We start from the raw sequence: 26,161 nt of genomic DNA, 5'->3' as shown, positions 1-26,161 counted from the left end.
GCGGGGTGTGAAGGGCCTGCGTCAGCCTCTGGCGGGCGCGAATGGCGCGTGTTTTCCTGACCCTCGCCAGATGGGGGAGGGCAGGGATGATTCGATCGGGGGGCACTTTGGGCCGGGCCACGGCCGCGCTGCTGGCTCTGGGCCTACTGCTGGCGGCGGTGCCGGCGGCGGCGGCGCCCGCCCGCATCATCCTTCTGCGCCACGGGGAAAAGAACGGCCCCTGGGAGCTGTGCGAGGTGGGGCGCGAGCGCGCCCGGGCCCTGGTTTCCTACTATCTCGGCAAGAATGCGCAGAACAGCCTGTTCCGGCCCGGGGAAACGCCGCGGGCCATCCTCGCCATCTCCCTGCACACGCTGGAGACCATTTCTCCGGTGGCGCAATCCTGGGGAATGCCGGTCATCTTCTACAGCGCCATTCCGGTGCGGCGCGACGGCAAGCTGGTGCTGAGCGACGCGACGCTCGCCCAGCGCACCCGGGAGGCGGCCCGGGACATTCTGGAAAAGCCCGAATGGGTGGGCCAGACCCTGGTGGTGAACTGGGAGCACGACCACATCGCCAAGACGCGGTATGATACGCCCGCCACCGCGGAAAAGGGCGGAACCGGAGCCAGGGGGCCGGAGGCGGTGACGCTCTACGATCTGCTCGGCCTCGATCGCCTGCAAGAGGTGCCCCGCAACTGGCCGCGCAATACCTATGATTATTTCTGGATCATCGACTTCGACCAGACCAGCGGAAAGCCGAGCCGCTTTTCCATGATCAAGGAGGAATTCGGCCCCCCGTTCGCCAGCCTCCCGCAGAACGACTGGCACAAGCCGGAAGGAAGCGGCGTGGCGGCGGGCTGCACGCCCTGAGCCCGGCACCCGGCGGTAACGGCCCGCCGGGTGCCGGGCGGGCTACCGCGCGGGGAGCCCGCCCTTGGCGTCGCGCTTGCACCCGCAACGCCCCATCCACGGACGGCTACGCCCATGTCGGCCTTCGCACGCCCTGTTCGAACCGCGACAGGGGCGCGTCACTTCTTGTACTTGCGCAGCATCATCTCGATCGCGGTGACGGATTCCGACACGTTCAGCCAGTTCTCCGCCTGTTCGTCGTTCTTGAACTCGCGCCCCAGATTGATGGGCTCCTCGTGCCCGGTAACGTGCAGAAAGCACGCCCATTTTCCGTTCGGCAGTTTCTCGACCGTGACCTTGTGGTCCGACATGCTGCGATCCTCGCCTGCACTATTCTGGTTCGCGGGCCGTCGGTGCGGAATGCCTCCGGGCCGGCCCACCAGCGCCAATGCAATCGCCCTGCCATGGCGGCGATGCTGCGCAGGCGGAGGCTGCCGCAAAGCCTCAGCGCAACGCAATAATCGGATCAGATTACCACTATCCGCGGCACTTTCCGTGGGAGACTAACGTTAGGTCTGCTGACCTTTCCCGGCGGCATTCCGCTCAAACGCCACATTCCGCCCTCAGGTCGTCCCGCGTGCAGATGAGCAACATTGCCACCCGCCTGGTCCGCGAGCCTTCCCTAAGGATCGTCACCACCTTCATGATCGTCGTGATCCTGCTGGTGCAGGGCTTCATGCTGCTGTGGTCCTGGAGCGAGACCCGCACCGACGGGATTCACGCGGCCCAGAACGCGCTGAATGTCATCTCCCACGATATCGAGCGCAACCTGAGCATCCTGGACCTGTTTCTCCTCAGCGCGGCCGAGGGACTGAACATGCCGGAACTGCAGCAGGTCAGCCCCGTGGTGCGCCACCGGATTCTGTTCGATCGCGCCATGAGCGCCAGCTTCCTGGGGGCGGTGCTGGTGGTGGACGCCCATGGCGACATCTCCTTCGATTCCAGCTTCATCGAGGCGCGCCAGCTCAACCTTGCGGACCGCGACTATTTCCAGGCCCAGAAGGCCGCGGACCGGGGGCCGTTCGTGAGCGAGCCGTTCAAGAGCCGGCTGAGTGCCGGGGACGAGCGCATAGCCCTGAGCCGACGCCTCTCGGGCCCCGACGGAGCATTCGACGGCATCGTCGTTGGGACCATCCGGCTCCAGTATTTCATGTCCCTGTTCAAGGACGTCCAGCTGGGGCGCGACAGCCTGCTCATCCTGCTGCGCCCCGACGGGACATTGCTGGTGCGCGATCCGCCGGCGCCCCGGGAGGGGATCGCGAACTACGCGTCCTTCGCCATCTTCCGCAAGATCGCCGCCGGCGCGCCGCAGCCGTTCGTCGGCCGCTCGCAGCTGGACGGGATCACGCGGATCTTCGTCTACCACAAGTTCCGGGATTTTCCGGTGGCGCTCGCCGTCGGCATCTCCGTGCCGGCCCTGTTCGAGACGTGGCTGCCGCGCGCGATCATCACCGGCACCCTCACCATCGCGGTGTGCCTGCTGCTTGGCTACACGGTGTGGGTGCTCGGCTCCACCCTGCGTCAGAGCCATGAGCTGCGGCGCCAGCTGGAGGGCCTGGCCGTCACCGATCCGCTCACGGCGCTGCCCAACCGCCGCGCCTTCGACGCCATGGTGGATGCCGAGCTGCGCCGCGCGGCGCGCGAGCGGCAACAGCTCTCCCTGCTCATGATCGACGTGGACCATTTCAAGCGTGTCAACGACACCTTCGGCCATGAAACCGGCGATACGGTGCTGCGGCAGTTGGCGCAGATCATCCAGCGGTCGATCCGGCGGCCGGGGGATTTCGCGGCGCGCTACGGCGGCGAGGAATTCGTCGTCCTGCTGCCGGCCACGGATGCAGGCGGGGCGCTGCGCATCGCCGAGAGCATCCGCAGCACCATCGCGGCGGCCGCCTTTCCGACCACCGGGGGCGAGGTGGCGCGCGTCACCGCCAGCATCGGCGTGGCGACGGCCCGTCACGGGGAGGTCGCGGCCAGCCTGGTCCGCCACGCGGACGAGGCGCTCTACCGGGCCAAGGGGCAGGGTCGCAATCGCGTTGCCGGCAGCGAGGCGGACGCGCCACACAAGCCCGCGCCGCCCCTTGCCGCCCAGGCCGTCGCGCCCGGCGCACGCCCCGGCAGCGCCTGAGCCCGCCCCCTCCACACCGGCAGGAGGAGCGGTGCATGGACGGAATCAGCGGGCATCGCGGACGGTGGACGGGCGGAGACCATGCGTCCGCGCATTTCCAGATCGCGCGAGCCCGGATGCAGGATATTGATATTACTGGTGAGCCCGTCGGGATTCGAACCCGAGACCCCATGATTAAAAGTCACGTGCTCTACCGGCTGAGCTACGGGCTCACTCGCCGCTGTGGTTAGGCTGCGAAGGCGGCAGGGTCAAGGCCGGTGCGGTTCATGCTGGCCCCGGCGCGGCCCCTGTGCATATCGTGACCCCACCCATTCTGCCGGCTGCGCCATTGACCCGTCAGCCGTGCTTACGCACCATGCAGCCGTCACCGCAGCCGGAACCGCGATCGAGCCGCCATGCCCGTCAACAACCACATCGCCGCCCGCGCAGACGAGATTGCGGCGTGGCGCCAGGATTTCCATCGCCATCCCGAGCTGATGTACGACCTGCCGCGCACCAGCGGCACCGTGGCCGAGCTGCTGCGCGCCTTCGGCTGCGACGAGGTGGCCACCGGGCTCGGCGGCACCGGCGTGGTGGCGGTGGTGCACGGACGGGAGCCGGGGCGGATGATCGGCCTTCGCGCAGACATGGACGCCCTGCCCATTCTGGAGCGCACCGGCGCCGCCTATGCCTCCCAGACCCCCGGCCGGATGCATGCCTGCGGCCATGACGGGCACACCGCCATGCTGCTCGGCGCCGCCCGGCACCTGGCGGAGACCCGCGCCTTTGCCGGCACCGCCGTGCTCATCTTCCAGCCGGCGGAGGAGGGCGGGGCGGGCGCCAAGGCGATGATGGACGACGGCCTGTTCTCCCGCTTTCCGGTGGACGAGGTCTACGGCATGCACAATCTGCCGGGGCTGGAGGTGGGCCGCTTCGCCATGCGGCCGGGCGCCATCATGGCTTCCGCCGACCATATCGACATCACGGTGGAGGGCCGCGGCGCCCATGCGGCCCGGCCCAACCAGGGGGTGGACGTGGTGCTGGCCGGCGCGGCCATCGTCACCGCCCTCCAGCAGGTGGTGTCGCGCAACGTGGACCCGCTGCACTCCGCCGTCGTCTCCATCTGCATGTTCCATGCGGGGGAGGCTGACAACGTGCTGCCGCCCGTCGCGAAGCTCGGCGGCACCGCCCGTTCCCTCGATCCGCAGGTGCGCCTGCACCTGCGCGAGCGCGTGCGCGAGGTGGCCCAGGGCGTCGCCGCCGCCTATGGCGCCACTGCCACCGTGGAATTCTCCGAAGGCTATCCGGTCACCAGCAACCATGCGGACCAGACGGCCTTTGCCGCCGAGGTGGCCAGAGAGATCGCCGGCGGGGCGGCCGTGGACCCGGTGGCGCCGCCGCTGATGGCGGCGGAGGATTTCGCCTTCATGCTGGAGGCCAAGCCCGGCGCCTACATCTTCATCGGCAATGGCCCGTCCGCCGGGCTGCACCATCCGCAATACGATTTCGCCGACGGGGCCATCGCCTACGGCGCCTCCTATTGGGTGCGCCTGGTGGAGCGCGCGCTGCCGCTTTAGGGCACGCACCGATCAGCTTGCATCGCAAGCGGATCGGATAACGCGTTCTCAATCCTTAAGTGAGAGGGCGATTCACCGATCAAATTGAGCCAATTTGATTGGATCGCGCTCTAAGGCCTGCGGCGGCTTCAGCCGCCCGTGCGCAGCACGAAGGTGAGCACGCCCTGCCGCGTCTCCTGCGCCTCCACCGTGGCGCCCGCGCCATAAGCCGCGTGGGGAATGTCGATCACCGCCAGCGGATCGGTGCAGCGCACCACCAGCCGCGTCCCGGGCGGGGCGGCAGCCAGCGCCTTGCGGGTGCGCAGGGCGGGAAGCGGGCACTTGAGCCCGCGCAGGTCCAATTCCAGCCCCACGGCATCCGGGCCGCCGTGGCCCGGAGCCTGCGCCGTCATGCGGCCTGGTCCCGCAGGCGGGCGAGGCTTTCCGCGCGGCCCAGCACCATCAGCACGTCGAAGATGGGCGGGGAGGTGGCCTTTCCGGTCAGCGCGGCGCGCAGCGGCTGGGCCACGGCGCCGAGCTTGACCCCGGCGGCCTCGGCATATTTGCGCACGGCGCCTTCGGTGGCCTCAGCGCTCCATTCCGCCGCCTCCAGCAGCGGCAGGAGGCGGGCGAGGTGGGCGCGGGCGTCGGTGGTGAGCAGCGCCGCGGCCTTGTCGTCCGGCTGGAGCGGGCGCTCCATGAAGATGAACTCGGCATTGTCCAGCAGCTCCACCACCGTCTTCGCCCGCTCCTTCAGGCCGGGCATGGCGGCGATGAGCTGGGCGCGGCGCTCGGGCGTCATGCGGGCGAGGCGGTTTTCCGCATCCGGCAGGTGGGGCACCAGCGCATCCACGGCGGCCATGAGATCGGCGTCGGAGGCGGCGCGCATGTACTGGCCGTTGAGATTCTCCAGCTTCTGGAAATCGAAGCGGGCGGCGGAGCGGCCCACCCGGTCGAGATCGAAGAAGGAGATCATCTCCTGCGTGGTGAACACCTCCTGGTCGCCATGGCTCCAGCCGAGGCGCACCAGATAGTTGCGCAACGCCGCGGGCAGGTAGCCCATGTCGCGATAGGCATCCACCCCCAATGCCCCGTGCCGCTTGGACAGCTTGGCGCCGTCCGGCCCGTGGATGAGCGGGATGTGGGCCATGCGCGGCACCTCCCAGCCCAGCGCCCGGTAGATCTGGGTCTGGCGCGCCGCATTGGTGAGGTGGTCGTCGCCGCGGATGATGTGGGTGACGCCCATGTCGTGGTCGTCCACCACCACCGCCAGCATGTAGGTGGGCGTGCCGTCGGAGCGCAGCAGCACCAGGTCGTCGAGATCCTTGTTGGGGAAGGTGACGGTGCCCTGCACCATGTCGTCGATGACGGTCTCGCCCTGCTGCGGGGCCTTCAGGCGGATGACGGGGGCGCGGTCGGCGGGGGCCTCGGAAGGGTCGCGGTCGCGCCAGCGTCCGTCATAGCGCGGCGGGCGGCCCTCCTTGCGGGCCAGCTCGCGCATCTCGTCCAGCTCCTGGGGGGTGGCGTAGCAGGGATAGGCATTGCCCTGCGCCAGCATCTCCTCCACCGCGGCGCGGTGCCGGTCGGCGCGGGCGAACTGGTAGATGGGATCGCCATCCCAGGTGATGCCGAGCCACTCCAGCCCCTCGATGATGGCGTCGATGGCCTCCTTGGTGGAGCGCTGGCGGTCCGTATCCTCGATGCGCAGCAGCATCTTGCCGCCGGTGTGGCGGGCATAGAGCCAGTTGAACAGGGCCGTGCGCGCGCCGCCGATGTGCAGGAATCCGGTGGGCGAAGGGGCGAAGCGGGTGACGATCTGCGACATGGGGCACTCGGCGGGGCTCGGTGCGCGGGGGCACGCGGGAAGGACGATCGCGGCGGACACGACGGGCGGGCGTGCCCGACGGCACGCGCCCGCAGGCTCCGTGGCACGCGGACCGGCTGCCGCCCGAAGGCGCCGGAACCGGAACGCGGCGTGGCACGCGGGAGGCGCCCGTGTAGCATAGGCGCCGGGCACAAGGAACATGGGCACGGGAGACCCGGGCGGCCATGGGCGCGGGGCAGCAGGGCGGCGAAGGGCAGGGCGGCAGGAGGCCGGACGGCGCGCGCGCCGCCGGCTCTGCCGCCGTCTCTGTGGGCGCACCGGCTTCGGGCACCATCCTGGACGTGGCGGGCGTGGCGGGGTTCGGTGCGGGCTGGCGGCCCGGCCTCCCGAGCCTGCGGCCGGCCCTGGCCGGCCTCGCCCGGCGGATCGGCGCCGATTTCTCGGCCGAGGCGACGTCGGGCCGGCTCATCCTCTGGCTGCCGGCAGCCTATGCGTTGGGAATCCTTTTCTATTTCGCCGCGGCGCGGGAGCCTTTCCTGCCGGCGGTGCTGCTCCTCACTTTGGCCCTTAGCGCCCTTGCGGTGGCGGCGCGGGCGCGGCCGGTGGCGTTCGGCGCGCTGGTGGCGCTGGCATCGGTGGCCGGCGGATTCGCCACCGGGGGCGTGCGCACCGCCTTGGTGGCGCGGGAGGCCATCGCGGCGCCGGCGGGTCCGGTGCGGCTCGTGGGCTTCGTGGAGAAGGTGGAGCATCGCACCACCGGCGACCGCATTCTGCTGCGGCTCGACGGCGGCGCCGTGCGCGGGCTTCATCCCGCCCCCGCTCTGGTCCGCCTCACTTTGCGCCGGGGCTGGGCGCCGCCGGTGGGCGCGCGGGTGAGCCAGCTCGCCCGCCTGCTGCCGCCCCTCGGTCCAGCCATGCCCGGCGCCCACGATTTCGGCCGCGGCCCCTGGTTTCGCGGCATCGACGCCGTGGGATACGGCCTGGGCCGGCCGAGGCCGGACCCGGGCGGCGCAGCGCCCGTGTCCGTCAAGCTGGCCATGCTGGTGGATGCCGCCCGCGACGGCCTCGCCCGCCGCATTCGCGCCTCCCTGACGGGCACGCCGGCGGAAATCGCCGTGGCCCTGGTGGCGGGGGACCGATCGGCCATCGCACCGGAGGTGGAAGAGAGCATGCGCGTGTCGGGGCTCACGCACATCCTGTCCATTTCCGGGCTGCACATGGCGCTGGTGGCGGGAACCCTGTTCGCGCTGGTGCGCGGCGCCCTGGCACTGGGGCCGGGGCTCGCCCTGGGCTTTCCCATCAAGTCCCTTGCGGCGGCGGCCGCGCTGGCCGGAAGCGCGGCCTATCTGGTGCTCTCGGGCAATGACGTGCCGGCCCAGCGCTCGTTCGTGATGACCGCCCTGGTTCTGGCGGGGGTGATGGCGGGGCGGCCGGCCCTCACCCTGCGCACGGTGGGCGTGGCGGCGGTGGTGGTGCTGGCCCTCACCCCTGAGGCGGTGCTGGAGCCGGGCACGCAGATGTCGTTCGCCGCCACCCTCGCCCTGGTGGCGGCCTATGAGCGGCTGCGGCCGCTGCGGGCGCTGCCGCGGCCGGATGGATTGGCGGGGCAGGCGGCGGTGTGGGTGGCGGTGCTGGTGGGCGGCACGGCGCTCACCGCCGTGGTGGCGGGGCTGGCGACGGCGCCCTACGGCATGTTCCATTTCCAGCGCGTGGCGCCCTACGGCCTCCTGGCCAACCTTGCCGCCATGCCGGCCGTGTCGTTCCTGGTGATGCCGTTCGGCCTCGTCGGCGTGCTCTTGATGCCGTTCGGGTTCGACCATCTCGCCTGGCCGGTGATGGGGCTGGGAATCGAGATCATGGTGGCGGTTTCCGATCATATCGCCGGTTTGCCGGGGGCGGACATGCGGGCGGCATGGGTGGGGGGCGCGACCCTCGCCGGCCTCAGCCTGGCGCTGCTCGGCCTGTGCCTCCTGCGCGGGGCGGCGGCGCTGGTGGCGCTCCTGCCCCTCGGCTTCGCCCTCGCCACCGCCGGTCCCGCCCCGCGGCCGGACCTGTTGGTGGCCAGCGATGCGCAGACGGTGGCGGTGCGCGGCGCGGACGGGCGGCTCTCCATCCTCGGGGCCCGCACCAACCGCCTGGTGGCCGAGCAGTGGCTGACCCGGGAGGGCGACCGCCGCACCGCCCGGGCGGGGGAGCTTGCCGCGGGATTCACCTGCGATGGGGAGGGCTGCACCGCGCCGCTGCCGGGGGGCGGCACGCTGGCCGTGTCGCAGCGGGCGGAAGGGCTGGAGGCGGACTGCCTGAACGCGCGCCTGGTGGTCACCCGCGAGACGCCGCCGGGCGACTGCCCGGCGCAGGTGCTGACGCCGGCGCTGCTGGCCCGCACCGGCACCCAGGCCTTCTACTTCCGCGACAATGGCTGGCACATGGAGCCCACGCGCACGCGCCGGGTGCAGCGCCCCTGGATGCCGCCCCTGCCGCCGGAGCCGGAGGCCACGGCAGCGCCAGACGAACCGGCGGAACTCGGGCCACCGGACGGGAGACCCGCGGAAAACGCGATGCAGGCGGACGCGTGGATGGAATGAGCCGGGAGCGGCGGGCGCCTCAGTAGCGGCGCATCAGCCCCACGAGGCGGCCCTGGATGCGCACGCGGTCGGGGCCGAAGATGCGGGTTTCATAGGAGGGGTTCGCCGCCTCCAGCGCGATGGAGGCGCCCTTCTTGCGCAGGCGCTTCAGGGTGGCCTCCTCGTCGTCCACGAGGGCCACCACGATGTCCCCGGTGTCGGCGGAATCGCATTTGCGGATGAGCACCGTGTCGCCGTCCAGGATGCCGGCCTCGATCATGCTGTCGCCGCGCACCTCAAGGGCGAAATGCTCGCCCGACCCCAGCATTTCCGGCGGGATGTTCAAATTGTGGCTGCGGCTCTGGATGGCGGAGATGGGGGTACCGGCGGCGATGCGGCCCATCACCGGCACCGTGACCGTCTGGCTGCCCTCCTCGTCCTCGGTTGCGGGGCGGACCCGCCCAAGGCTGCCCTCGATGACGGAGGGGGAGAAGCCGCGGCCGGCGGCGCGGGCGGAGGCGAGGCCGGGCGCCACGCTGTCCGGCAGGCGCACCACCTCAAGCGCCCGTGCGCGGTTGGGCAGGCGGCGGATGAAGCCGCGCTCTTCCAGTGCGGTGATGAGGCGGTGGATGCCGGACTTGGAGCGCAGGTCCAGCGCCTCCTTCATCTCGTCGAAGGAAGGGGGAACGCCGGTTTCCTTCAGCCGCTCGTGAATGAAGCGCAGAAGGTCGTATTGCTTGCGCGTCAACATTGTCCGCCCCCGTCTCAGCGCCTGTCCCGGCCCCGCAACCCACCTGCGGAAAACCGAAACAAATCATGAACACGTAATATCCGTTCCTTTTGTGTTCCGCAAGGGGTGAAGATGGCGTAAAGGCCGCCGCCGGCACACTTCAGTCGTCCAGCGGGATGATCTCGCAGGGGTCGCCGGCGCGGCCGGCCGGGGCGAAGGGCGGGCGGATCAGCAGGCAGTCGGCCGCCGCCAGCACGCTCAGCATGGCGCTGTCCTGGGAGGGGAAGGGCGTCACATGCACCGCGCCGTCGGCGGCGCGGGCCATGCGGGCGCGCATGAAGTCGCGGCGCACGTCATTGGCCGGCACATCCACCGCCAGCCGCGCCGGCGCGGTCTGCGGCCCGGGCGAAAGGTCTCCCTGCATGGCCCGCAGCAGGGGCGCCAGGAAGGTGAGGGCGCACACGTGCGAGGACACCGGATTGCCCGGCAGCCCCAGCACCCGCACGCCGGCGCGGTCGCCGAACATCAGCGGCTTGCCGGGCCGCAGCGCGATCTTGTGCACCGAGAGATCCACGCCTTCCGCGCGCAAGGCGGGGGCCATGAGGTCGTGGTCGCCCACCGAGGCGCCGCCGGAGGACACCATGAGATCGAATTCGCCGGACAACGCCCGCGCCACGACGGCGCGGATGGCGGCCAGGTCGTCCTTCACCAGGCCAAGGTCGGTCACCTCCGCGCCGGCACGCCGGGCCAGGGCCGCAAGGCCGAAGGCGTTGGACACCACGATCTCGCTGTCCGCCCCGGTGCCCTCACCCGGCAGCACCAGTTCGTCACCGGTCTGGATCAGCGCCACCCGCGGGCGGCGGGCCACGGGAAGCCGGGCATGGTCCATGGCGGCGGCGAGCATGATGTCGCGCCCGGTGAGGCGGCGGCCGGCGCGCAGGCCGGCGGTGCCGGCGGCGAAGTCGCAGCCCTTCAGGCGCACATTGCGCAAAGCGGCGGTGGGCTGGAGCGTGGTCACCACGTCGCCGTCGCGGCTGGTGTTCTCCTGGATCACCACCGTGTCGGCCCCCTCCGGCACCACGGCGCCGGTGAAGATGCGCACCGCCTCGCCCGGCCCCACGCGCCCGGCAAACGGCCGGCCCGCGGCCGATTCGCCGATCACGGAAAGCCGCGCCGGGATCTGGGCGATGTCGGCGCCGCGCACCGCATAGCCGTCCATGGCCGACATGTCGGCGGGGGGCTGGGTGCGCCGCGCGATGAGGTCGCGCGCCAGCACCCGCCCGGTGGCGGCCGAAACCGGCACCTCCTCCACCCCCAGGGCGGCGGCGCCGGCGATGACGAGGCCGGTGGCCTCCTCCACCGTCATCAGCGCCATGGCGCTGCGTCCATCTTCGGGGTGTTCACGCTCGTGCATCCTTCCATGGCTGGCGCGCCGCCTCACGCGGCCGGCGGATCGGCGCGGAAATGGCCGCTGCGCCCGCCGGATTTCTCCACCAGCCGGATGCCTTCAAGCCGCATGCCACGATCGGCGGCCTTGGCCATGTCGTAGATGGTGAGGCAGGCGACGGAGACGGCGGTGAGCGCCTCCATCTCCACGCCGGTCTGGCCGGTGGTCTTCACCCGCGCGGTCACCGTGAGGCCGGGCAGGGCGGGGGCGGCGGCGATCTCCACCTCCACCTTGGCCAGCATCAGGGGGTGGCACAGGGGAATGAGCTCATGGGTGCGCTTGGCGGCCATGATGCCGGCGATGCGCGCGACGCCGAGCACGTCGCCCTTCTTGGCATTGCCGGAAACAATGAGCTCCAGCGTGGCCGGCGCCATGACGACGCGCCCCTCGGCGAGGGCCTCGCGGGTGGTGGCGGCCTTGTCCGACACGTCCACCATGCGGGCGGCGCCCGTGTCGTCCAGATGGGTCAGGCTGGCCATGGCCGTGCGGTGCGCCCCGGAATCGCATTCAGATGTCGGGAAGATGGCGCCAGCCGCCGGCCCTGTCCACCTTGGGGCGCCGCTTTTTCCGGCGGCGGGGCCGGAGGCCCGCCCCCGCCGCGTCAGAGGGGAGCGCGCGTCAGCGCAGGCGGGTCCAGGTCTGCGTCTTGCAGAGCGGGGCCACCACGCATCCGCGCAGCTTCAGCGCATTGTCGCCATCAAGGGTGATCGAGCCGGAGTAGGTCTTGCCGTCCTCGGCATTGTAGATGCTGCCGCCGGTCCACTCCTTCGGCCCGCCGGAGAAACCGGTGAGGATGGTGACATTCTTCAGCGGGCGGTCGCGCAGCTTGGCATTGGCGTTGTTCACGTCCTTCAGGCCCGGATCGGCCTTGAGCCCGTCCGAGGAGACGAGGCGGCCGCAGAGGCTGGCGCCGCACTTGGAGATCTCCACCTGCCCGTTGCGGCTGGGAGTCAGCCACAGGCCGGTGGGATCGGCGGCACATGCCGGCCCCACCCCGGCCAATCCGAGCGCAACGAAGGCAACAAGAAGACGCATGTGCATGAAACTCCTCCCTGGAGAGCGAACCGGGCAGTTTCCACCGGCGCGCGGCATGGCCTCGTGGCGGGCCATCCTCTCCATTAAGGCGGAACTTCACGTATACGGCAAGCCTAACCCGCAATGAGCTGCGAGGTAGCGGATGCGACATCCTTCTGGCGCATCAGGCTCTCGCCCACCAGGATGGTGCCGATGCCCACGCGGGCAAGCCGCGCCACGTCGGCCGGGGTGAAGATGCCGCTCTCGCCGATGGCGATGCGGTCCGCCGGCACCCGGCCGGCGAGCTGTTCGCAGGTTTCCAGCGCGGTCTCGAAGGTGCGCAGATTGCGGTTGTTGATGCCGATGAGGCGGCACGGCAAGGCCAGCGCGCGGTCCAGCTCGGCGCCGTCGTGCACCTCCACGATGGCATCCATGCCGAAGGCGGCGGCGGCGTCCGCCAGGTCGCGGGCGAGGGCGTCGTCCACCCCGGCCATGATGATGAGGATGCAGTCCGCCCCCCAGGCCCGCGCTTCCGCCACCTGATAGGTGTCGTACATGAAGTCCTTGCGCAGCACCGGCAGGCCCACCACCGCGCGGGCCGATTTCAGATAGTCCGGCGCGCCCTGGAAGGAGGGCGTGTCGGTGAGCACGGAGAGGCAGGTGGCGCCGCCGCGTTCATAGGCGCGCGCCAGGGCCGGGGGGTCGAAATCCTCGCGGATCAGGCCTTTGGAGGGGCTCGCCTTCTTGATTTCGGCGATGAGCGCGGTGCGCCCCTCCGCCAGGCTCTGCGCGATGGCGCCGGCAAACGGGCGCACCCGCGGGGCGCAGCGGGCGGCAGCCTCGATCTCGGCCAGGGGATGGGCGCGCTTGGCCGCCGCGATCTCCTCGCGCTTGTAGGCTTCGATGCGGGTCAGGATGTCGCTCATTGGGCCGCCTCCGGCGCCACTTTCTCGGATATGGCCACCAAATGCTCCAGCCGGGCACGGGCGGAGCCAGTGTCGAGGCTCACCCGCGCCTGCTCCACCCCGTCCTTCAGGTCGTGCGCCCGGCCAGCCACCACCAGGGCCGCGGCGGCGTTGACGATGGAGACGTCGCGATAGGCGCCCGGGGCGCCGTCGAGCACCGCGCGCAGGGCCTTCGCATTGTGCTGCGCGTCGCCCCCCTTCAGCGCCTCCGGCGGGGCGCGGGTGAGGCCCACGTCCTCCGGGGTGATGGTGAAGGTGTGGATGCGGCCCTCGTCCAGCATGGCGATGTCGGTTCCACCGGAAATGGTGATCTCGTCCAGCCCGTCCGAGCCGTGCACCACGAACGCCTTTTCCGACCCCAGCGTCTTCAGCACCTCGGCCAGCGGCACGATCCAGGATTTGGCGAACACGCCCACCATCTGCCGCGTCACGCCGGCCGGGTTCGAAAGCGGGCCGATGAGGTTGAAGATGGTGCGGGTGCCCAGTTCCACCCGGGTCGGCCCCACATGCTTCATGGCCGGGTGGTGGGAGGGGGCGAACATGAAGCCGATGCCGGCCTCGGCGATGCAGCGGGAGATGCCGGCCGGGTCGAGGTCGATGCGCACGCCCAGCGCCACGAGCACGTCCGCCGCGCCGCTCTTCGAGGAGAGGGCCCGGTTGCCGTGCTTGGCCACCGGCACGCCGGCGCCGGCCACGATGAAGGAGGCGCAGGTGGAGATGTTGTAGGAGCCGGAGGCGTCGCCCCCCGTGCCCACCACGTCCACCGCCTCGGGCGGGGCTTCCACCGGCAGCATCTTGGCACGCATGACCGACACCGCCCCGGCGATCTCGTCCACCGTCTCCCCGCGCACGCGCAGCCCCATCAGCAGCGCGCCCATCTGGGAGGGGGTGGCCGCGCCCGACATCATGGCGTCGAACACATAGGCGGCCTCGTCGCGGCTCAGGCTCGCGCCCGTCGCCACCTTGCCGAGGAGGGGTTTGAACTGGTCCATGTGGTGTCCTCAGCCCTTCGCCTGCTGCGCCTTGAAGGCTTCGGCGATGTCCAGGAAGTTCTTCAGCAGGGCGTGGCCGTTCTCCGAGGCGATGCTCTCGGGGTGGAACTGCACGCCGTGGATGGGCAGCGTCTTGTGGGCAAGGCCCATGATGAGCCCGTCCGCCGTATGCGCCGTCACCTCCAGCGCGTCCGGCAGGGTCTCGCGCTTGACGATGAGGGAATGGTAGCGCGTCGCCTGGAACGGGTGGTTGATGCCCCGGAACACGCTTTTGCCCTCGTGCAGGATCTCGCTCATCTTGCCGTGCATGGGGGAGGGCGCGCGCACCACGTCGCCGCCGAACACCTGGCCGATGGCCTGGTGGCCGAGGCAGACGCCGAAGATGGGCACCTTGTCGCCGGCCCCGGCGATCAAATCGCAGCAGATGCCCGCCTCGTTGGGGGTGCAGGGGCCGGGGGAGAGCACGATGGCGTCGGGCTTCTCGGCCAGCACCTCCTCCACCGACACCTTGTCGTTGCGGTGGACGGTGACGGTGGCGCCCAGTTCGCCCAGATAGTGCACGAGGTTGTAGGTGAAGCTGTCGTAATTGTCGATCAGCGTGACGGTGGTCATGGCGTGTCCAAGCGGGCGTGAGAAGCGTGGGAGCGGGCGGTTTGCGGAAGGCTTACCCCTCCGACGTCCGCGTTTCAAATTCCGCGCCCCTTCGCCATCGACACCACACCGCGAGCAGAATGAGCGCAAGCGCTGCCGGAAAGGTTGCGACGCTGGTAAAGCCAGCAATAATCAGCCCATCAACCATGCCATGCAGCACGCGCTCGCCGAGTGTTGCCGAGGGCATCAAACGGTTAAGATAGAGCGCCGCGGCCGCGATCGAAAGCAGCCAGGCGATGCCGAAGGTTCCGATCCAGGCCGCTACGGCAGCGCGGCAGCCGCCGCCAGCAGAAAAGCGCCCGTGACGTACGGCAAGCCAGCGCCAAAGAGGGACGACGAGCACCGTCATGATCGCGCCGAACGCGATCCCGGCCGTCTCCCTTGGCGGCCGGTCCAGCCGCTCCGCAAGCCAGTAGAACGCGAGTGAGGGCAAGGCGTAGGCCAGGAGGCCGGCGGCGAGCGTGCCGTCCCGCGTCAACTCCCGCAAAGCGGGCGGGAGCGGCACCGCCACGCTCATCCCCTCACTGCCCCTTGCCGGCGCGGGCGGCGAAGCGCACGGCTTCTTCGCCGGCGCGGAACAGGGCCTTGGCCTTGTTCACGCATTCCTGCTGCTCGCTCTCGGGCACGCTGTCGTAGACGATGCCGGCGCCGGCCTGCACATACATGCGCCCGTCCTTGACGATGGCGGTGCGCAGCACGATGCAGGTGTCCATCTCGCCATTGGCGCCGAAATAGCCGATGGCGCCGGCATAGATGCCGCGCTTGTCCTTCTCCAGCTCGTCGATGATCTGCATGGCCCGCACCTTCGGCGCGCCGGAGACGGTGCCGGCGGGGAAGCCGGCGGCCAGCGCGTCGATGGCGTCGAAGCGGGTGTCCATCGCGCCTTCCACATTGGACACAATGTGCATCACCTGGCTGTAACGCTCGATGAAGAAGGAATCCGTCACCTTCACCGTGCCCATCTGCGACACCCGGCCGGCATCGTTGCGGCCGAGGTCCAGGAGCATCAAATGCTCGGCGCGCTCCTTGGGATCGGCGAGCAGCTCGGCGGCCAGCGCCTCGTCCTCGGCATGGGTGGCGCCGCGGCGGCGGGTGCCGGCGATGGGCCGCACCGTGACCTTGCCGTCGCGCAGCCGTACCAGGATTTCCGGCGAGGAGCACACCACCGAGAAGCCCTCGAAATTCAGATAGACCAGGAACGGCGCGGGGTTCACCCGCCGCAGCGCCCGGTAGAGGGCGAAGGGCGGCAGGGTGAAGGGGCTCTCGAAGCGCTGGGACAGCACCACCTGGAAGATGTCGCCGGCGCGGATATAGTCCTTCGCCTTCTCCACCATGGCGCAGAATTCCGCGGCGCTGGTGTTGGAGACGGCGGCCACCTCGCCGTGGAACGGGTCCGGCGCGGGATGGGCGATGGAGCGCTCCAGTCCCGCCACCACCTGGTCGAGCCGTTCCAGCGCGGCCTCCCAGGCTGCGGCCGGGGCGAGGCCCTCCTTCGGGCGCACCGGGGTGACGGCGGTCAGCTCGTCCTTCACCGCATCGAACACCACCATCACCGTGGGGCGGATGAGCAGCGCCTCGGGCACGCCGATGGGGTCGGGCTTGGCCGGGGCCAGCTCTTCCATCTGTCGCACCATGTCGTAGCCCAGATAGCCGAACACGCCCGCCGCCATGGGCGGGGCGCCCTCCGGCAGGTCGATGGCCGATTCGGCCAGCAGCGCCCGCAGCGCCTGAAGCGGCGGCTCGGGGCAGCGGACGAAGGCGGACCGATCGGCGGCGGGGGTGCGGTTGATCTCCGCCACGTCGCCGGAGGCGCGGAAGATGAGGTCGGGCGCAAGCCCGATCATGGAATAGCGCCCGCGGGCCTGGCCTCCCTCCACCGATTCGAGGAGGAAGGCGTTGGGCGTGTCGCCCGCGAGCTTCAGGAAGGCCGAGACCGGCGTTTCCAGGTCGGCCACCAGGGTGGTGGAAACCACCTGCGCTTCACCCTTGAGGTAGCGCCGGGCGAAGAGGTCGAAATCGGAAGGGGCGTTCACGGCGCGCCGCCTCAGTTCGCCGGGCTCGCGCCCACCGCCTGGGCGAAGACGCGGTCGTTCACGGTCACCCCGATCTCCTTCTGGAGCGCCCCGAGATATTGCAGGAGAACATCGTTCTCCACCTGCCGCGAGAGCTCCGCGGCGACCCGCGTGGTGTCGGGCGTGACGGCGGGCACGGCCACCGCTGTCACCTGGAACACCACCCGGCTCGGCTCCGTGGCGGCGAGGGCGATGCCGAAGCCGCCGTCCTTCACGTCGAACACGCTGGCGATGCTCTCGGTGCTGAAGGGTCCGGCGGCGCGGCCGCGCCGCAGCTGGTCCGCGCTCTGGAGCGCGAGCCCGGCCTGTTCCGCCACCTGGGCGAGGGCGGTTCCGGCCTGGGCCTGCTCCAGCAGCGCCTTGGCCTTGGCCTCGACCGCCGTCTCGGTTTCCGCCTCGGTCCAGCGGGCGGTGACGGCGGCCTGCGCCTCCTCGAAGGTGCGGTCGCGGGCGGGGGTGATGGAATTGGTCTCGTACCAGATGAAGCCGCCGTTCTGCGGCAGCTGGATGGTGTCCGTCTCCACCCCCGGCTGGGCGGCGAAGGCGCCGGTGATCACCTCGGTGCCGCCGGGCACATCCACCGCCGCGCCGGCCGGGTCGCGGCCGGAGCGGTCCACCGCGTCGAACACCTGGAGGGTGAGCCCCAGCTTCTGCGCCGTCTCGCCGAGGGTGGCGCCGGCCGCGCGCTCGTCCTCCACCAGATCGTGCTTGTCGAGAAGGGCGCGGCGCGCCTTGTCGAGGCGCAGGGCCTCCACGATCTCGCCCTTCACCTGCTCGAACGGGCGCTGGCTGCCCGGCTCGATCTTGCCGACGCGGACGATGGCGGTACCGAACCGCCCCTCCACCGGCGCGCTGACGGCGCCCTCGGCGAGGGAGAAGGCGGCGGCCGCGATCTTCGGATCGAGGATGGCGGACTTCGCCACCAGCCCGAGGTCGGTGTCCGCGGCGGTGAGACCACGGGCGGTGGCGATGTCGGCGAAGCTGGCGCCTGCCTTGATCTTGGCGTCCGCCTCCGCCGCATCGGCGGGATTGGTGAACACCAGTTGCTGCACGTCCCGCCGCTCGGGGGTGCCGAAGCGGGCGGGGTTGTGCTCATAGTCCGCCTTAGCCTCGGCGTCGCTCACCGTCTCGGTGGCGGCAAGGCCGGTGGGGGTGAGGGCGAGCACCGACACCTTGCGATATTCCGGGGCGCGGAAGGCGATCTTGTGGGCGTCGAAATAGGCGCGCAGATTCTCTTCCGTCGGCGCCGGCACGGCACCGGCCGCGGCGGGGGTGACGAGAATGTAGGACGCGGAACGGGTCTCGCCCTCGAAGCGGCTCACCGCATCCAGCAGCACCTGCGGCACGGCGATGCCGGCGCCGAGGGACTGCAGCACCTGGTCGCGCACCGCGCGCTTGCGCTCGGCGTCAACGAATCGCTTCTCCGTCAGCCCGTTGGAGCGCAGCAGCTGCTGGAAATAGGCGGGATCGAAGGCGCCGCCGCCCGGCGGGCGGAAGGCGGGATTCTCCGCGATCTCCCTGGCGATCTGCGCATCCCCCACGGCGAGCCCGAGGCGGGCCGCCTGGGCCTCCAGGGTGGCGTCGGCGATCATCTGGTTGAGGATCTGCCGGTCGAGCCCGAAGGCGCGCGCCTGCTCGGGCGTGATGCCGCGCCCGGCCCGCCGGCTGATCTGCTGCAGCTGGTCGAGATACTGCTGGCGGAACGCCTCGGCGGGAATGTCCGTGTCGCCGACGCGCGCCACCGTGGTGGCGCCGAAGCCTCGGAAGACGTCGGCAATGCCCCAGACCACGAAGCTGAGCGTGAGCAGGATGAGGAAGATCTTGGCGATCCAGCCGGAGGCGCCCTTGCGGAGTGTCTGAAGGACCATCGTTCATTCGTTCGAAGAGCGCCGGGGGCCGGCGCGGAAGCGGCGCATCATAGGGAGGGGGAGGGGGGGCCGCAACGGCGCATGGTCGCACCCTGTTTCGGCCGGCTTTCCGCTCTGGTAGGTCACGACACACGCCTCATGCACACGACCAAAAATGGAGGGGATCCATGCCGCCGCGCCGCGTCCTGATTGCCGGCAACTGGAAAATGAACGGCCTGCGCAGCGCGCTGGGCGAGATCGAGGCCATTGCGGCGGGCTATGACGACGCGCTGAAGGCGCGGGCCGACCTGTTGGTGTGCCCGCCGGCCACCCTGCTCATCCCCGCCGGCGAGCGCCTCGCCGGCTCCGGCGTGCTGCTGGGCGGTCAGAACTGCCACCCGAGCCCGGGCGGCGCCCACACCGGCGGCATTTCCGCCGAGATGCTTCAGGATGCGGGCGCCTGCGCCGTCATCGTCGGCCATTCGGAGCGCCGCACCAACCTTTCGGAAAGCGACGCGGTGGTGATGGCCAAGGTGAAGGCCGCCTGGTGCCGCGGCCTGCTGCCTTTGGTCTGCGTGGGCGAGACCGCCGAGGAGCGCGACGCGGGCGCCGCCGTGGAGGTGGTGACCCGCCAGGTGCGCCAGTCGGTTCCCGACGGCTGCACCGCGGCCAACATGGTCATCGCCTACGAGCCGGTCTGGGCCATCGGCACCGGCCGGACCCCCACGCCGGAGGATGTGGCGCAGATCCACGGCACCATCCGCCGCATCCTCAAGGAGCGCTTCGGCGCCGAGGCGGACGGTATGCGCATCCTCTACGGCGGCTCGGTGAAGCCCGACAATGCGGCGGTGCTGCTGGCGGTGCCGGACGTGGACGGCGCGCTGGTGGGCGGGGCGAGCCTGAAGGCTTCGGATTTCCTCGCCATCGCGCGGGCGACGCCCTGAGGGGGTGCCGTCAGCGGACCGGCGGTGAAGCGGAAGTGGATTTCCTTCCAGGCGTCGTATTTCGCCACCGGCAGCTCCCGGTAGGGCGCGCACCGCTCCACGGCAGCAATGGCGTTCGCAGCGGCTGGCTTCAGCAGGGCGGGATCGGTGGCGGACGCGCCGACCGCCTGCGGCGGCCCATCGAGGCTGCCGTCCGGCCGGAACCTGATTCGCAAGGGAATGCCGGCGCGGCGCCCGGTTGCCCGCGCCGGCCCGGCTCAGAACGTGACGAGGTTGATGAGCTGCTTGATGAGGCTCACTTCCTCGCCGCTGGTGGGCGTGGTCTGCGAGACGAAATCAAACACCTTGCCGTCCTTCAGCCCATATTGGGCGACGCGGCTCACCCGCTTGTTCTTGTCGAAATAGACCACCAGAACCTTCTGCTCGGTGATTTCCGGCTTCAGGAAGGCCACTTTCTGGGCGGTCTGTGAAATGTAGAAGAAGGCCTCGCCATTCACCGTGGCGACGGTGGAGGGCGTGCCGAGCACCAGCAGCACCTGCTCCTGGCTCGACCCGACGGGCACCTGTTCGAGCGCGCCTTCCGCCAGCACGTAGCCGCGCTGGTAGGTGCGGGTGATGCCGGAGACGCCGGACGTGGCGACCGTATCGCTGCAGCCGGCAAGGGCGAGGGCCACGAGGACGAGCCCGGCGCTGCCGCGCCGCCAGCCGGTTCCGCTCTGCGTATCATTCATCTGCTGTGACGCCACACGCTTCCCCATCGTTTCCCGCGCCGCTCCGGCATGCGGCAATCCGGCGTGCCGGAAGATGCCGCGGACCGCACCGCAATGTCGCCGGCGACCACCCCGCCGGCCCCTGCCCCTTGCAACGGCGCCCCCGGCGCGTTACGCCCCCGGGGCCGGCCGTCACCGTCGTGCCCCTGTCACCTTCGGCCCGTCAAGCCTTCGGATCGCGATGTTCAAACTGTTCCGCTCCGCGAAGACCCGAGCGACTATCGAGCGCCTCTACGGCGCGATCGTGGCACAGTCGCGGCGACCGGAGTTCTATTCCGATTTCGGCGTTCCAGACACCATGGAAGGCCGTTTCGAAATGGTGGTGCTCCACACCGTGCTCGCCTGCCATCGCCTGAAGGATGGCGACGAAGTGGCGCGGGCGCTGGCCCAGGACGTGTTCGACGCCTTTGCCGCGGACATGGACCGCACCCTGCGCGAGCTGGGCGTGGGCGACCTGACCGTGCCGAAGAAGATGAAGAAGATCGGCGAGGCCTTCTACGGCCGCGCCGCCGCTTATGATGCCGCGCTGTCCACGCCCGGCGACGACGCCCTTGCCGTGGCGGTGGCCCGCAATATCCTCGATCTGGGGGCGGGCGCCCCGCCGCCGGCGGCCCGGGCGCTCGCCGCTTATGTGCGCGCCGCCGCCGACCGCCTGCGGGAAACGCCGTTCGACGTGCTGGCCCGCGGCGATTTCATCCTGCCGGGCCCGATGCGCCGGGAGAGCGAACAATGACCGACCTTCCCTATTCCCACGTGGTCGCGGTGGGCGACCTGCCGCCCCATGGCCTCGCCCTGGAACTGGTGCCGGACGCCGCCGCCTGCGCCGCCCTCGCACGCCATGCCGGGGTGTTGGCGGTGGAGGGCCTGAGGGCCAGGCTGCATTTCGCCCCCGAGGGCGGGGCAGGGGTGCATCTCACCGGCGAGCTGGTGGCCACCGTGCGCCAGGCCTGCGGCGTGACGCTGGAGCCGTTCGACACGCCGGTGCGCGAGGCCATCGACGTGCATTTCGTACCTCAGGGCACCGCCCCGCGGGAGGTGGACGAGGAGAGCGAGCAGGACCCGCCGGACGAGGTGGTGGACGGCCGCATCGATGCCGGCGCACTGGTGGGCGAGTTCCTCGCCCTCGGTGTCGATCCTTATCCGCGCAAGCCGGGCGCCGTGTTCGAGCCCCCCGCCGAGGACGTGGCCGCCCAATCCCCGTTCGCAGCCCTGGCCCGCCTGAAGGGTGAGGAGTGAGCCCGCCTGTTGCGATGCGGGTGTGAGACGCTATTGTCCGCGCGCCCGCGGCCCGTGCCGGCCCGCCGGGCGCAGTGCCCGCACCGTGCAATGCTCAAACAACGGCTCCAGTGAACCGCTCCAGTAACCGCTGCTGGCCCTGAAGGGATAGACCCAAGAGATGACCGCACCCGTCCGCATCGCCCTCGACGCCATGGGCGGCGACCATGGACCCGAGACGGTCCTTGCCGGGGCGGAACTCTCCCTCGGGCGCCATCCGGACATCGCCTTCGTGCTCTATGGCGACGAGGCGCGCCTGCGCGAGGTGCTGAAGCGCCATGCGAAGCTCGCCGCCACGGCGCGCATCGTCCACACCGAGGTGGTGGTGGGCATGGACGACAAGCCGAGCCAGGCCCTGCGCCGCGGCCGCTACAAATCTTCCATGTGGCGCGCCATCGACGCGGTGAAGACCCACGACGCCGATGCGGCGGTCTCCGCCGGCAATACCGGCGCGCTCATGGCCATGGCCAATTTCAATCTGCGCACCATGCCGGGCATCAGCCGCCCGGCCATCGCCGCCATCTGGCCCACCCTGCGCGGGGAAACCGTGGTGCTCGACGTGGGCGCCTCCATCGGTGCCACCGCCAAGAGCCTGGTGGAAATGGCCATCATGGGCTCGGCCATGGCGCGCGTCCTGTTCGATCTCGACAAGCCCACGGTGGGCCTGCTCAACGTGGGCGTCGAGGAGATCAAGGGCGTCGAGGAGGTGAAGGAAGCCGCCCGCATCCTGCGGGACGAGAATGTGGGCGTGAACTACCACGGCTTCGTCGAGGGCAACGACATCGGCGCCGGCACCGTGGACGTGGTGGTGACCGAGGGTTTCGCCGGCAACATCGCCCTGAAGACCGCCGAGGGCACGGCCAAGCAGCTCGCCTCCTACCTGCGCGCCGCCATGGGCCGCACCCTGCGGGCGAAGATCGGCTATCTGTTCGCGCGCGACGCCTTCCGGGTGCTGCGCGAGAAGATGGACCCGCGCCGGGCCAACGGTGGCGTGTTCCTCGGCCTGAACGGCATCGTCATCAAGAGCCATGGCGGGACCGACGCGGAGGGCTTCGCCGCCGCCGTTGACCTCGCCTACGACATGGTGCGCCATCAACTGCTGGCGCGCATCGAAAAGAGCCTCGTCAGCCGCCAGCCGCCGGATGCGCCGGCGCGCGAGCCGCAGGCCGCAGGCGCGGAAGGACAATCGTGAGCGGTATCAGGTCCGTCGCCCGGGGCTCCGGGTCCTATCTCCCCGAGCACATCCTCACCAACGCCGATCTGGCGCGTCGCATCGACACGTCGGACGACTGGATCGTGCAGCGCACCGGCATCCGCCAGCGTCACATTGCCGCCGAGGGCGAGTTCACCTCGCACCTCGCGGTAAAGGCGGCGGAACGGGCGCTCGCCGATGCCGGCTTCACGGCGGCGGACATCGACCTGATCGTGCTCGCCACCTCCACCCCGGACCAGACCTTCCCTGCCACCGCCGTGACGGTGCAGGCGGAGCTGGGCATCGTCCGCGGCGCCGCCTTCGACCTGCAGGCCGTGTGCTCCGGCTTCGTCTTCGCGCTGGCCACGGCCGACGCCTACCTGAAATCCGGCGCCTTCGAACGGGCGCTGGTGATCGGGGCGGAGACCTTCTCGCGCATCCTCGACTGGGAGGATCGCGGCACCTGCGTGCTGTTCGGCGACGGGGCAGGGGCCATGGTGCTGGAGGCGGTGCAGGCGGACGACGCCCACGGCGCCGGCGTGCTCACCACCCACCTGCGCTCGGACGGGCGCCACCGCGCCAAGCTCTTCGTGGACGGCGGCCCCTCCTCCACCGGCACGGTGGGCCACCTGCGCATGGAGGGCCGGGAGGTCTTCAAGCATGCGGTGGGCATGATCACCGACGTGATCGAGGACGCCTTCGCCGCCACCGGGGAAAGCGCCGCCAGCATCGACTGGTTCGTGCCCCACCAGGCCAACCGCCGCATCATCGACGCCAGCGCCCAGAAGCTCGGCATCGCCCCCGAGAAGGTGGTGGTGACGGTGGACCAGCACGGAAATACCTCGGCCGCCTCCATCCCCCTGGCTTTCGACAGCGCCGCGAGGGACGGGCGCATCCGCAAGGGGGATCTGGTGCTGTTCGAAGCCATGGGCGGAGGCTTCACCTGGGGGTCCGCCCTGGTGCGCTGGTGACGCGCGAATCTGCTTTAATCCGTTGACCGATCTAGGCTCGCGCGGCTAGTTTGCGTGGAGCCTTCCGGTCGCCGCCGGGCAGTGCGGGAAGTGCGACGTTCCATCCGTCATATTCGTGAATCCTGCTCTGTTAAGATTGAAGGGATTTCCGAACCGGGCCGTCGAGCGACGCTTCCGACGGGTCCGTTGAGGCATTCTGGGGTCGGGGAGACACATGGCTGGTCGGACCGTGACGCGGGCGGATCTGTGTGAGGCCGTCTATCAGCAGGTGGGCTTGTCCCGCACCGAGTCAGCGGCGCTCGTCGAGTCGGTGCTGAAGGAAATCGCAGACTGCCTTGCCCGGGGCGAGACGGTGAAGCTCTCCTCCTTCGGCTCCTTCGTAGTGCGCGAGAAGGGCGAGCGCGTCGGGCGCAATCCCAAGACCGGGCAGGAAGTGCCCATCGAGCCGCGGCGGGTGATGGTGTTCAAGCCATCCTCCATCCTCAAGCACCGTATCAACGGAACCGAGGGTGACGGCCTCGACGAGGACTGAGCGCGGGCCGCCCCGCCGCTTGAGACCGCTGCAGCCGCGCGCTGCCATGCAAAGCCCCGCCCGCCAGCGGGAAAGGGCAGGGACGGGCGCCGAGGCATCCTCCGCTTGCAGTGCCGCGGGCAGCATGAGCCAGGCCCTCTTCCCACCGCTCCCGCAAGCAGACGATGGCGCCGATCCGCGACCGCCGTGCGCCGCTGCTTCCCGGCCTTCGCGATCACCGGTATGATTCCCATCGTGGCGACGAGCGATTCGATCGGACGAGGCGGGAGACACGGTGGACGACGCGCGCGAGACGGAGAAAGCTCCGGACGCCTTCCGGACCATCAGCGAGGTCGCAGAAGACCTTGAGCTTCCCCAGCACGTCCTGCGTTTCTGGGAAACCCGCTTCACGCAGATCAGGCCCGTGAAGCGCGCCGGCGGGCGGCGCTTCTACCGGCCGGAGGACGTGGACCTCCTGCGCGGCATCCGCCACCTGCTCTACACCGACGGCTACACCATCAAGGGCGCCCAGCGCATCCTGAAGGATCAGGGCGTGCGCTTCGTCCAGGACCTCGGCATCGAGCGCGAGGTGGCGGTCATGCGCAGCGCCCGCCCGGCGCGCGGGCCGGCGGGGGAGGGGGTGACCTTCGGTGGTCTGCTCGGCCTGCTGCCCCGGCGCCGGCCGCGCGCGGGCGGCGGCGACGATATCCTGCCCGAACTGCCCTCCCTGGCGGAACTGCCCCTGCCCTTTCCCGACCGGGAGGCCGACAGCGAGCTGGAGACCGACGCGCCGGTGCCGCCCATCACCTTGCGGCAGCCGGTCGCGGGCGCGGTGCGGCGGCCGGAACCCCATGGCGCGCCCATGCGCCGCGAGGAGCCGCCCGCGGCCCGCAGCGGACCATTCGAGGGCCGCCGCGATCCCACCTTCGACGCAGTGCCCGCCGCTCCGCCGCAGCCGCGGGCGCACCGGTCCGGGGCAGCGGGCCTGCGCCATGACGGAATGCTCCATGACGGCCTGCCGTATGACGGCTCGCCCCACGACAGCCAGCCGCCGGACGGAATGCGGCCGGAGGGCGCCCGGCAGGAGGCCGCTCGAAGGGGTGACGCGGGGCCGGACGAGGATCGCCTTGAAGGCCCCCGGCCGGACCGCACCGCCGCCGGCCGCCCCCCCGGGCGGCGGGCCGGGCCGCGCGAGCCTGCTCCCCGGCAGGCCCCCGGTGCGCCGGGTCGCCGGATCGAGCCTGAGCTGGCCTTTCAGCGGCCGCTGCGCGGCCCTGCCGCCCACACGGGAAGCCCCTCCGCCCATCCCTCCCTGCCACCGGAGATGGACGATCCCCTGTTGCCCTTCCTGGATGAGGTGCCGCAGGCGGTGGCCGCCGTATCCGAGCCCATCGAGGCCCGCATCCGCCGCCTGAAGGCGCAGGAACGGCCGACCCGGCGGGCCGACCCCCCGGCCGCGCCCGGCGCCCGGCATCCGCCGCCCGACGAACCGGCCGGCCCGCCGGAGGAATACATTCCCGCCCGCGCCCGCAAGCGGCCGGCGGACCCCGCCTCCGCCCCGGACGCCCCGTGGCAGCAGGAGCCCCAGCGGGCCGCCCGGGGCGGCGGGCCGCGCGACGGCGAGTGGCGGCAGACCGATTGGGTGGATGCGCAGTGGGAGCGCCTCGCGGAGGCGGTCACCGGCTCCGCCGACCCCCATTATGACGAGGCGGCTGGCGACGACAGGGACGACGCGACCGCCCCCTATCACGGCGAGCGTTCCCCGTTCACGGCCCCGCGCCTGCCGGCGGAAGACGCCTTTGTGGAGACAGCGATGGTGGAGCAGGAGCGGCGCCGTG

General features: G+C 70.8%; 24 protein-coding genes, 1 tRNA gene and 2 pseudogenes. 11 read left to right on the top strand and 16 right to left on the bottom strand.

The annotated features are described in order from the left end of the window. Window positions 1-86 precede the first annotated feature (86 nt). The gene (locus ACI7BZ_RS15265) at window positions 87-851 is read left to right on the top strand and encodes a histidine phosphatase family protein (RefSeq protein WP_414118023.1); all 765 of its coding nucleotides are present in this window, start codon (window positions 87-89) and stop codon (window positions 849-851) included. Between the two features lie 158 nt (window positions 852-1,009). Here the strand turns inward: ACI7BZ_RS15265 and ACI7BZ_RS15260 are convergent, their stop codons facing one another. Then, complete coding sequence (locus ACI7BZ_RS15260; RefSeq protein WP_414118022.1) at window positions 1,010-1,201, bottom strand: hypothetical protein; 192 nt, start codon at window positions 1,199-1,201, stop codon at window positions 1,010-1,012. A gap of 272 nt (window positions 1,202-1,473) precedes the next feature. Between ACI7BZ_RS15260 and ACI7BZ_RS15255 the strand changes: the two genes are divergently transcribed. After that, complete coding sequence (locus ACI7BZ_RS15255) at window positions 1,474-3,018, top strand: sensor domain-containing diguanylate cyclase (RefSeq protein WP_414118021.1); 1,545 nt, start codon at window positions 1,474-1,476, stop codon at window positions 3,016-3,018. Window positions 3,019-3,154: 136 nt separating this feature from the next. Here ACI7BZ_RS15255 and ACI7BZ_RS15250 read toward each other — a convergent pair. Further along, window positions 3,155-3,230, bottom strand: a tRNA-Lys gene (locus tag ACI7BZ_RS15250). 183 nt (window positions 3,231-3,413) lie between these two features. Here ACI7BZ_RS15250 and ACI7BZ_RS15245 point away from each other — a divergent pair. Then, window positions 3,414-4,574 (top strand): M20 aminoacylase family protein, encoded by a 1,161-nt coding sequence (locus tag ACI7BZ_RS15245; RefSeq protein WP_414118020.1) that lies wholly within the window; start codon window positions 3,414-3,416, stop codon window positions 4,572-4,574. Window positions 4,575-4,702: 128 nt separating this feature from the next. Here the strand turns inward: ACI7BZ_RS15245 and ACI7BZ_RS15240 are convergent, their stop codons facing one another. Together ACI7BZ_RS15240 and gltX are read right to left on the bottom strand one after the other, a co-directional pair. Next, complete coding sequence (locus ACI7BZ_RS15240; RefSeq protein WP_414118019.1) at window positions 4,703-4,966, bottom strand: sulfurtransferase TusA family protein; 264 nt, start codon at window positions 4,964-4,966, stop codon at window positions 4,703-4,705. Further along, the gene (gene gltX / locus ACI7BZ_RS15235; RefSeq protein WP_414118018.1) at window positions 4,963-6,378 is read right to left on the bottom strand and encodes a glutamate--tRNA ligase; all 1,416 of its coding nucleotides are present in this window, start codon (window positions 6,376-6,378) and stop codon (window positions 4,963-4,965) included. The genes ACI7BZ_RS15240 and gltX overlap by 4 nt, the downstream gene beginning before the upstream one ends. 224 nt (window positions 6,379-6,602) lie before the next feature. Here gltX and ACI7BZ_RS15230 point away from each other — a divergent pair, with 224 nt between their 5' ends. After that, entirely contained in the window at window positions 6,603-8,963 is a 2,361-nt protein-coding gene (locus ACI7BZ_RS15230; protein ID WP_414118017.1) for a ComEC/Rec2 family competence protein, read from the top strand. A gap of 19 nt (window positions 8,964-8,982) precedes the next feature. Here ACI7BZ_RS15230 and lexA read toward each other — a convergent pair whose 3' ends face one another. The 10 genes from lexA to ACI7BZ_RS15180 all read right to left on the bottom strand — a co-directional run bounded on the left by lexA (window position 8,983) and on the right by ACI7BZ_RS15180 (window position 18,681). Next, a complete protein-coding gene (lexA, locus tag ACI7BZ_RS15225) occupies window positions 8,983-9,693 on the bottom strand; it encodes a transcriptional repressor LexA (RefSeq protein ID WP_414118016.1) in 711 nt (236 codons plus the stop codon). A 139-nt stretch (window positions 9,694-9,832) separates the two neighbouring features. Further along, a complete protein-coding gene (locus ACI7BZ_RS15220; RefSeq protein ID WP_414119177.1) occupies window positions 9,833-11,047 on the bottom strand; it encodes a molybdopterin molybdotransferase MoeA in 1,215 nt (404 codons plus the stop codon). A 62-nt stretch (window positions 11,048-11,109) separates the two neighbouring features. Further along, window positions 11,110-11,598, bottom strand: coding sequence for a cyclic pyranopterin monophosphate synthase MoaC (moaC, locus tag ACI7BZ_RS15215; protein WP_414118015.1), 489 nt, complete (start codon window positions 11,596-11,598; stop codon window positions 11,110-11,112). A gap of 139 nt (window positions 11,599-11,737) precedes the next feature. Further along, window positions 11,738-12,160, bottom strand: a complete 423-nt coding sequence (locus tag ACI7BZ_RS15210) for a DUF2147 domain-containing protein (protein ID WP_414118014.1) — start codon at window positions 12,158-12,160, stop codon at window positions 11,738-11,740. Between the two features lie 107 nt (window positions 12,161-12,267). Further along, window positions 12,268-13,059: an indole-3-glycerol phosphate synthase TrpC gene (gene trpC, locus ACI7BZ_RS15205; protein WP_414118013.1), complete on the bottom strand. Its 792-nt coding sequence runs from the start codon at window positions 13,057-13,059 to the stop codon at window positions 12,268-12,270. Continuing rightward, complete coding sequence (gene trpD, locus ACI7BZ_RS15200; RefSeq protein ID WP_414118012.1) at window positions 13,056-14,090, bottom strand: anthranilate phosphoribosyltransferase; 1,035 nt, start codon at window positions 14,088-14,090, stop codon at window positions 13,056-13,058. The genes trpC and trpD overlap by 4 nt, the downstream gene beginning before the upstream one ends. Before the next feature lie 9 nt (window positions 14,091-14,099). Further along, entirely contained in the window at window positions 14,100-14,702 is a 603-nt protein-coding gene (locus ACI7BZ_RS15195; protein ID WP_414118011.1) for an anthranilate synthase component II, read from the bottom strand. A gap of 52 nt (window positions 14,703-14,754) precedes the next feature. Then, window positions 14,755-15,258, bottom strand: a complete 504-nt coding sequence (locus tag ACI7BZ_RS15190) for a hypothetical protein (protein WP_414118010.1) — start codon at window positions 15,256-15,258, stop codon at window positions 14,755-14,757. 4 nt (window positions 15,259-15,262) lie between these two features. Next, entirely contained in the window at window positions 15,263-16,774 is a 1,512-nt protein-coding gene (trpE, locus tag ACI7BZ_RS15185) for an anthranilate synthase component I (RefSeq protein ID WP_414118009.1), read from the bottom strand. A gap of 11 nt (window positions 16,775-16,785) precedes the next feature. Then, complete coding sequence (locus tag ACI7BZ_RS15180; protein WP_414118008.1) at window positions 16,786-18,681, bottom strand: peptidylprolyl isomerase; 1,896 nt, start codon at window positions 18,679-18,681, stop codon at window positions 16,786-16,788. Window positions 18,682-18,848: 167 nt separating this feature from the next. On the opposite strand from ACI7BZ_RS15180, the gene tpiA reads away from it, so the two are divergent. Then, a complete protein-coding gene (tpiA, locus tag ACI7BZ_RS15175) occupies window positions 18,849-19,604 on the top strand; it encodes a triose-phosphate isomerase (RefSeq protein WP_414118007.1) in 756 nt (251 codons plus the stop codon). 32 nt (window positions 19,605-19,636) lie between these two features. Here tpiA and tolA read toward each other — a convergent pair. Next, window positions 19,637-19,819 (bottom strand): annotated as a pseudogene (gene tolA, locus ACI7BZ_RS22110) (cell envelope integrity protein TolA); the annotation flags it as partial. A 42-nt stretch (window positions 19,820-19,861) separates the two neighbouring features. Continuing rightward, the gene (locus tag ACI7BZ_RS15170) at window positions 19,862-20,335 is read right to left on the bottom strand and encodes an outer membrane protein assembly factor BamE (RefSeq protein WP_414118006.1); all 474 of its coding nucleotides are present in this window, start codon (window positions 20,333-20,335) and stop codon (window positions 19,862-19,864) included. 220 nt (window positions 20,336-20,555) lie between these two features. On the opposite strand from ACI7BZ_RS15170, the gene ACI7BZ_RS15165 reads away from it, so the two are divergent. The 6 genes and pseudogenes from ACI7BZ_RS15165 to ACI7BZ_RS15140 all read left to right on the top strand — a co-directional run. Beyond that, complete coding sequence (locus tag ACI7BZ_RS15165; protein WP_414118005.1) at window positions 20,556-21,107, top strand: ubiquinol-cytochrome C chaperone family protein; 552 nt, start codon at window positions 20,556-20,558, stop codon at window positions 21,105-21,107. Then, window positions 21,104-21,610, top strand: coding sequence for a YceD family protein (locus ACI7BZ_RS15160; protein ID WP_414118004.1), 507 nt, complete (start codon window positions 21,104-21,106; stop codon window positions 21,608-21,610). Before ACI7BZ_RS15165 ends, ACI7BZ_RS15160 begins: the two co-directional genes overlap by 4 nt. 160 nt (window positions 21,611-21,770) lie before the next feature. After that, complete coding sequence (gene plsX / locus ACI7BZ_RS15155) at window positions 21,771-22,841, top strand: phosphate acyltransferase PlsX (RefSeq protein WP_414118003.1); 1,071 nt, start codon at window positions 21,771-21,773, stop codon at window positions 22,839-22,841. Continuing rightward, window positions 22,838-23,812: a beta-ketoacyl-ACP synthase III gene (locus tag ACI7BZ_RS15150; protein ID WP_414118002.1), complete on the top strand. Its 975-nt coding sequence runs from the start codon at window positions 22,838-22,840 to the stop codon at window positions 23,810-23,812. Before plsX ends, ACI7BZ_RS15150 begins: the two co-directional genes overlap by 4 nt. Before the next feature lie 214 nt (window positions 23,813-24,026). Beyond that, on the top strand, window positions 24,027-24,344 hold the full coding sequence (locus ACI7BZ_RS15145) for an integration host factor subunit alpha (RefSeq protein WP_414118001.1): 318 nt from the start codon (window positions 24,027-24,029) through the stop codon (window positions 24,342-24,344). A gap of 274 nt (window positions 24,345-24,618) precedes the next feature. Then, window positions 24,619-24,895, top strand: a pseudogene (locus tag ACI7BZ_RS15140) (MerR family transcriptional regulator); the annotation flags it as partial. Window positions 24,896-26,161: the final 1,266 nt, after the last annotated feature.

Origin of the sequence: Xanthobacter sp. AM11 (assembly GCF_047444035.1) — a bacterium.
Lineage (GTDB): Bacteria > Pseudomonadota > Alphaproteobacteria > Rhizobiales > Xanthobacteraceae > Xanthobacter.
This window is presented reverse-complemented; position numbering and strand designations above follow the sequence as displayed.

Excerpts from the sequence above, each read along its gene's own strand:
- ACI7BZ_RS15265 (WP_414118023.1), top strand. The coding sequence starts at position 87 with ATGATTCGATCGGGGGGCACTTTGGGCCGGGCCACGGCCGCGCTGCTG.
- ACI7BZ_RS15260 (WP_414118022.1), bottom strand. The coding sequence starts at position 1,201 with ATGTCGGACCACAAGGTCACGGTCGAGAAACTGCCGAACGGAAAATGG.
- ACI7BZ_RS15255 (WP_414118021.1), top strand. The coding sequence starts at position 1,474 with ATGAGCAACATTGCCACCCGCCTGGTCCGCGAGCCTTCCCTAAGGATC.
- ACI7BZ_RS15245 (WP_414118020.1), top strand. The coding sequence starts at position 3,414 with ATGCCCGTCAACAACCACATCGCCGCCCGCGCAGACGAGATTGCGGCG.
- ACI7BZ_RS15240 (WP_414118019.1), bottom strand. The coding sequence starts at position 4,966 with ATGACGGCGCAGGCTCCGGGCCACGGCGGCCCGGATGCCGTGGGGCTG.
- gltX (WP_414118018.1), bottom strand. The coding sequence starts at position 6,378 with ATGTCGCAGATCGTCACCCGCTTCGCCCCTTCGCCCACCGGATTCCTG.
- ACI7BZ_RS15230 (WP_414118017.1), top strand. The coding sequence starts at position 6,603 with ATGGGCGCGGGGCAGCAGGGCGGCGAAGGGCAGGGCGGCAGGAGGCCG.
- lexA (WP_414118016.1), bottom strand. The coding sequence starts at position 9,693 with ATGTTGACGCGCAAGCAATACGACCTTCTGCGCTTCATTCACGAGCGG.
- ACI7BZ_RS15220 (WP_414119177.1), bottom strand. The coding sequence starts at position 11,047 with ATGGCGCTGATGACGGTGGAGGAGGCCACCGGCCTCGTCATCGCCGGC.
- moaC (WP_414118015.1), bottom strand. The coding sequence starts at position 11,598 with ATGGCCAGCCTGACCCATCTGGACGACACGGGCGCCGCCCGCATGGTG.
- ACI7BZ_RS15210 (WP_414118014.1), bottom strand. The coding sequence starts at position 12,160 with ATGCACATGCGTCTTCTTGTTGCCTTCGTTGCGCTCGGATTGGCCGGG.
- trpC (WP_414118013.1), bottom strand. The coding sequence starts at position 13,059 with ATGAGCGACATCCTGACCCGCATCGAAGCCTACAAGCGCGAGGAGATC.
- trpD (WP_414118012.1), bottom strand. The coding sequence starts at position 14,090 with ATGGACCAGTTCAAACCCCTCCTCGGCAAGGTGGCGACGGGCGCGAGC.
- ACI7BZ_RS15195 (WP_414118011.1), bottom strand. The coding sequence starts at position 14,702 with ATGACCACCGTCACGCTGATCGACAATTACGACAGCTTCACCTACAAC.
- ACI7BZ_RS15190 (WP_414118010.1), bottom strand. The coding sequence starts at position 15,258 with ATGAGCGTGGCGGTGCCGCTCCCGCCCGCTTTGCGGGAGTTGACGCGG.
- ACI7BZ_RS15180 (WP_414118008.1), bottom strand. The coding sequence starts at position 18,681 with ATGGTCCTTCAGACACTCCGCAAGGGCGCCTCCGGCTGGATCGCCAAG.
- tpiA (WP_414118007.1), top strand. The coding sequence starts at position 18,849 with ATGCCGCCGCGCCGCGTCCTGATTGCCGGCAACTGGAAAATGAACGGC.
- ACI7BZ_RS15170 (WP_414118006.1), bottom strand. The coding sequence starts at position 20,335 with ATGAATGATACGCAGAGCGGAACCGGCTGGCGGCGCGGCAGCGCCGGG.
- ACI7BZ_RS15165 (WP_414118005.1), top strand. The coding sequence starts at position 20,556 with ATGTTCAAACTGTTCCGCTCCGCGAAGACCCGAGCGACTATCGAGCGC.
- ACI7BZ_RS15160 (WP_414118004.1), top strand. The coding sequence starts at position 21,104 with ATGACCGACCTTCCCTATTCCCACGTGGTCGCGGTGGGCGACCTGCCG.
- plsX (WP_414118003.1), top strand. The coding sequence starts at position 21,771 with ATGACCGCACCCGTCCGCATCGCCCTCGACGCCATGGGCGGCGACCAT.
- ACI7BZ_RS15145 (WP_414118001.1), top strand. The coding sequence starts at position 24,027 with ATGGCTGGTCGGACCGTGACGCGGGCGGATCTGTGTGAGGCCGTCTAT.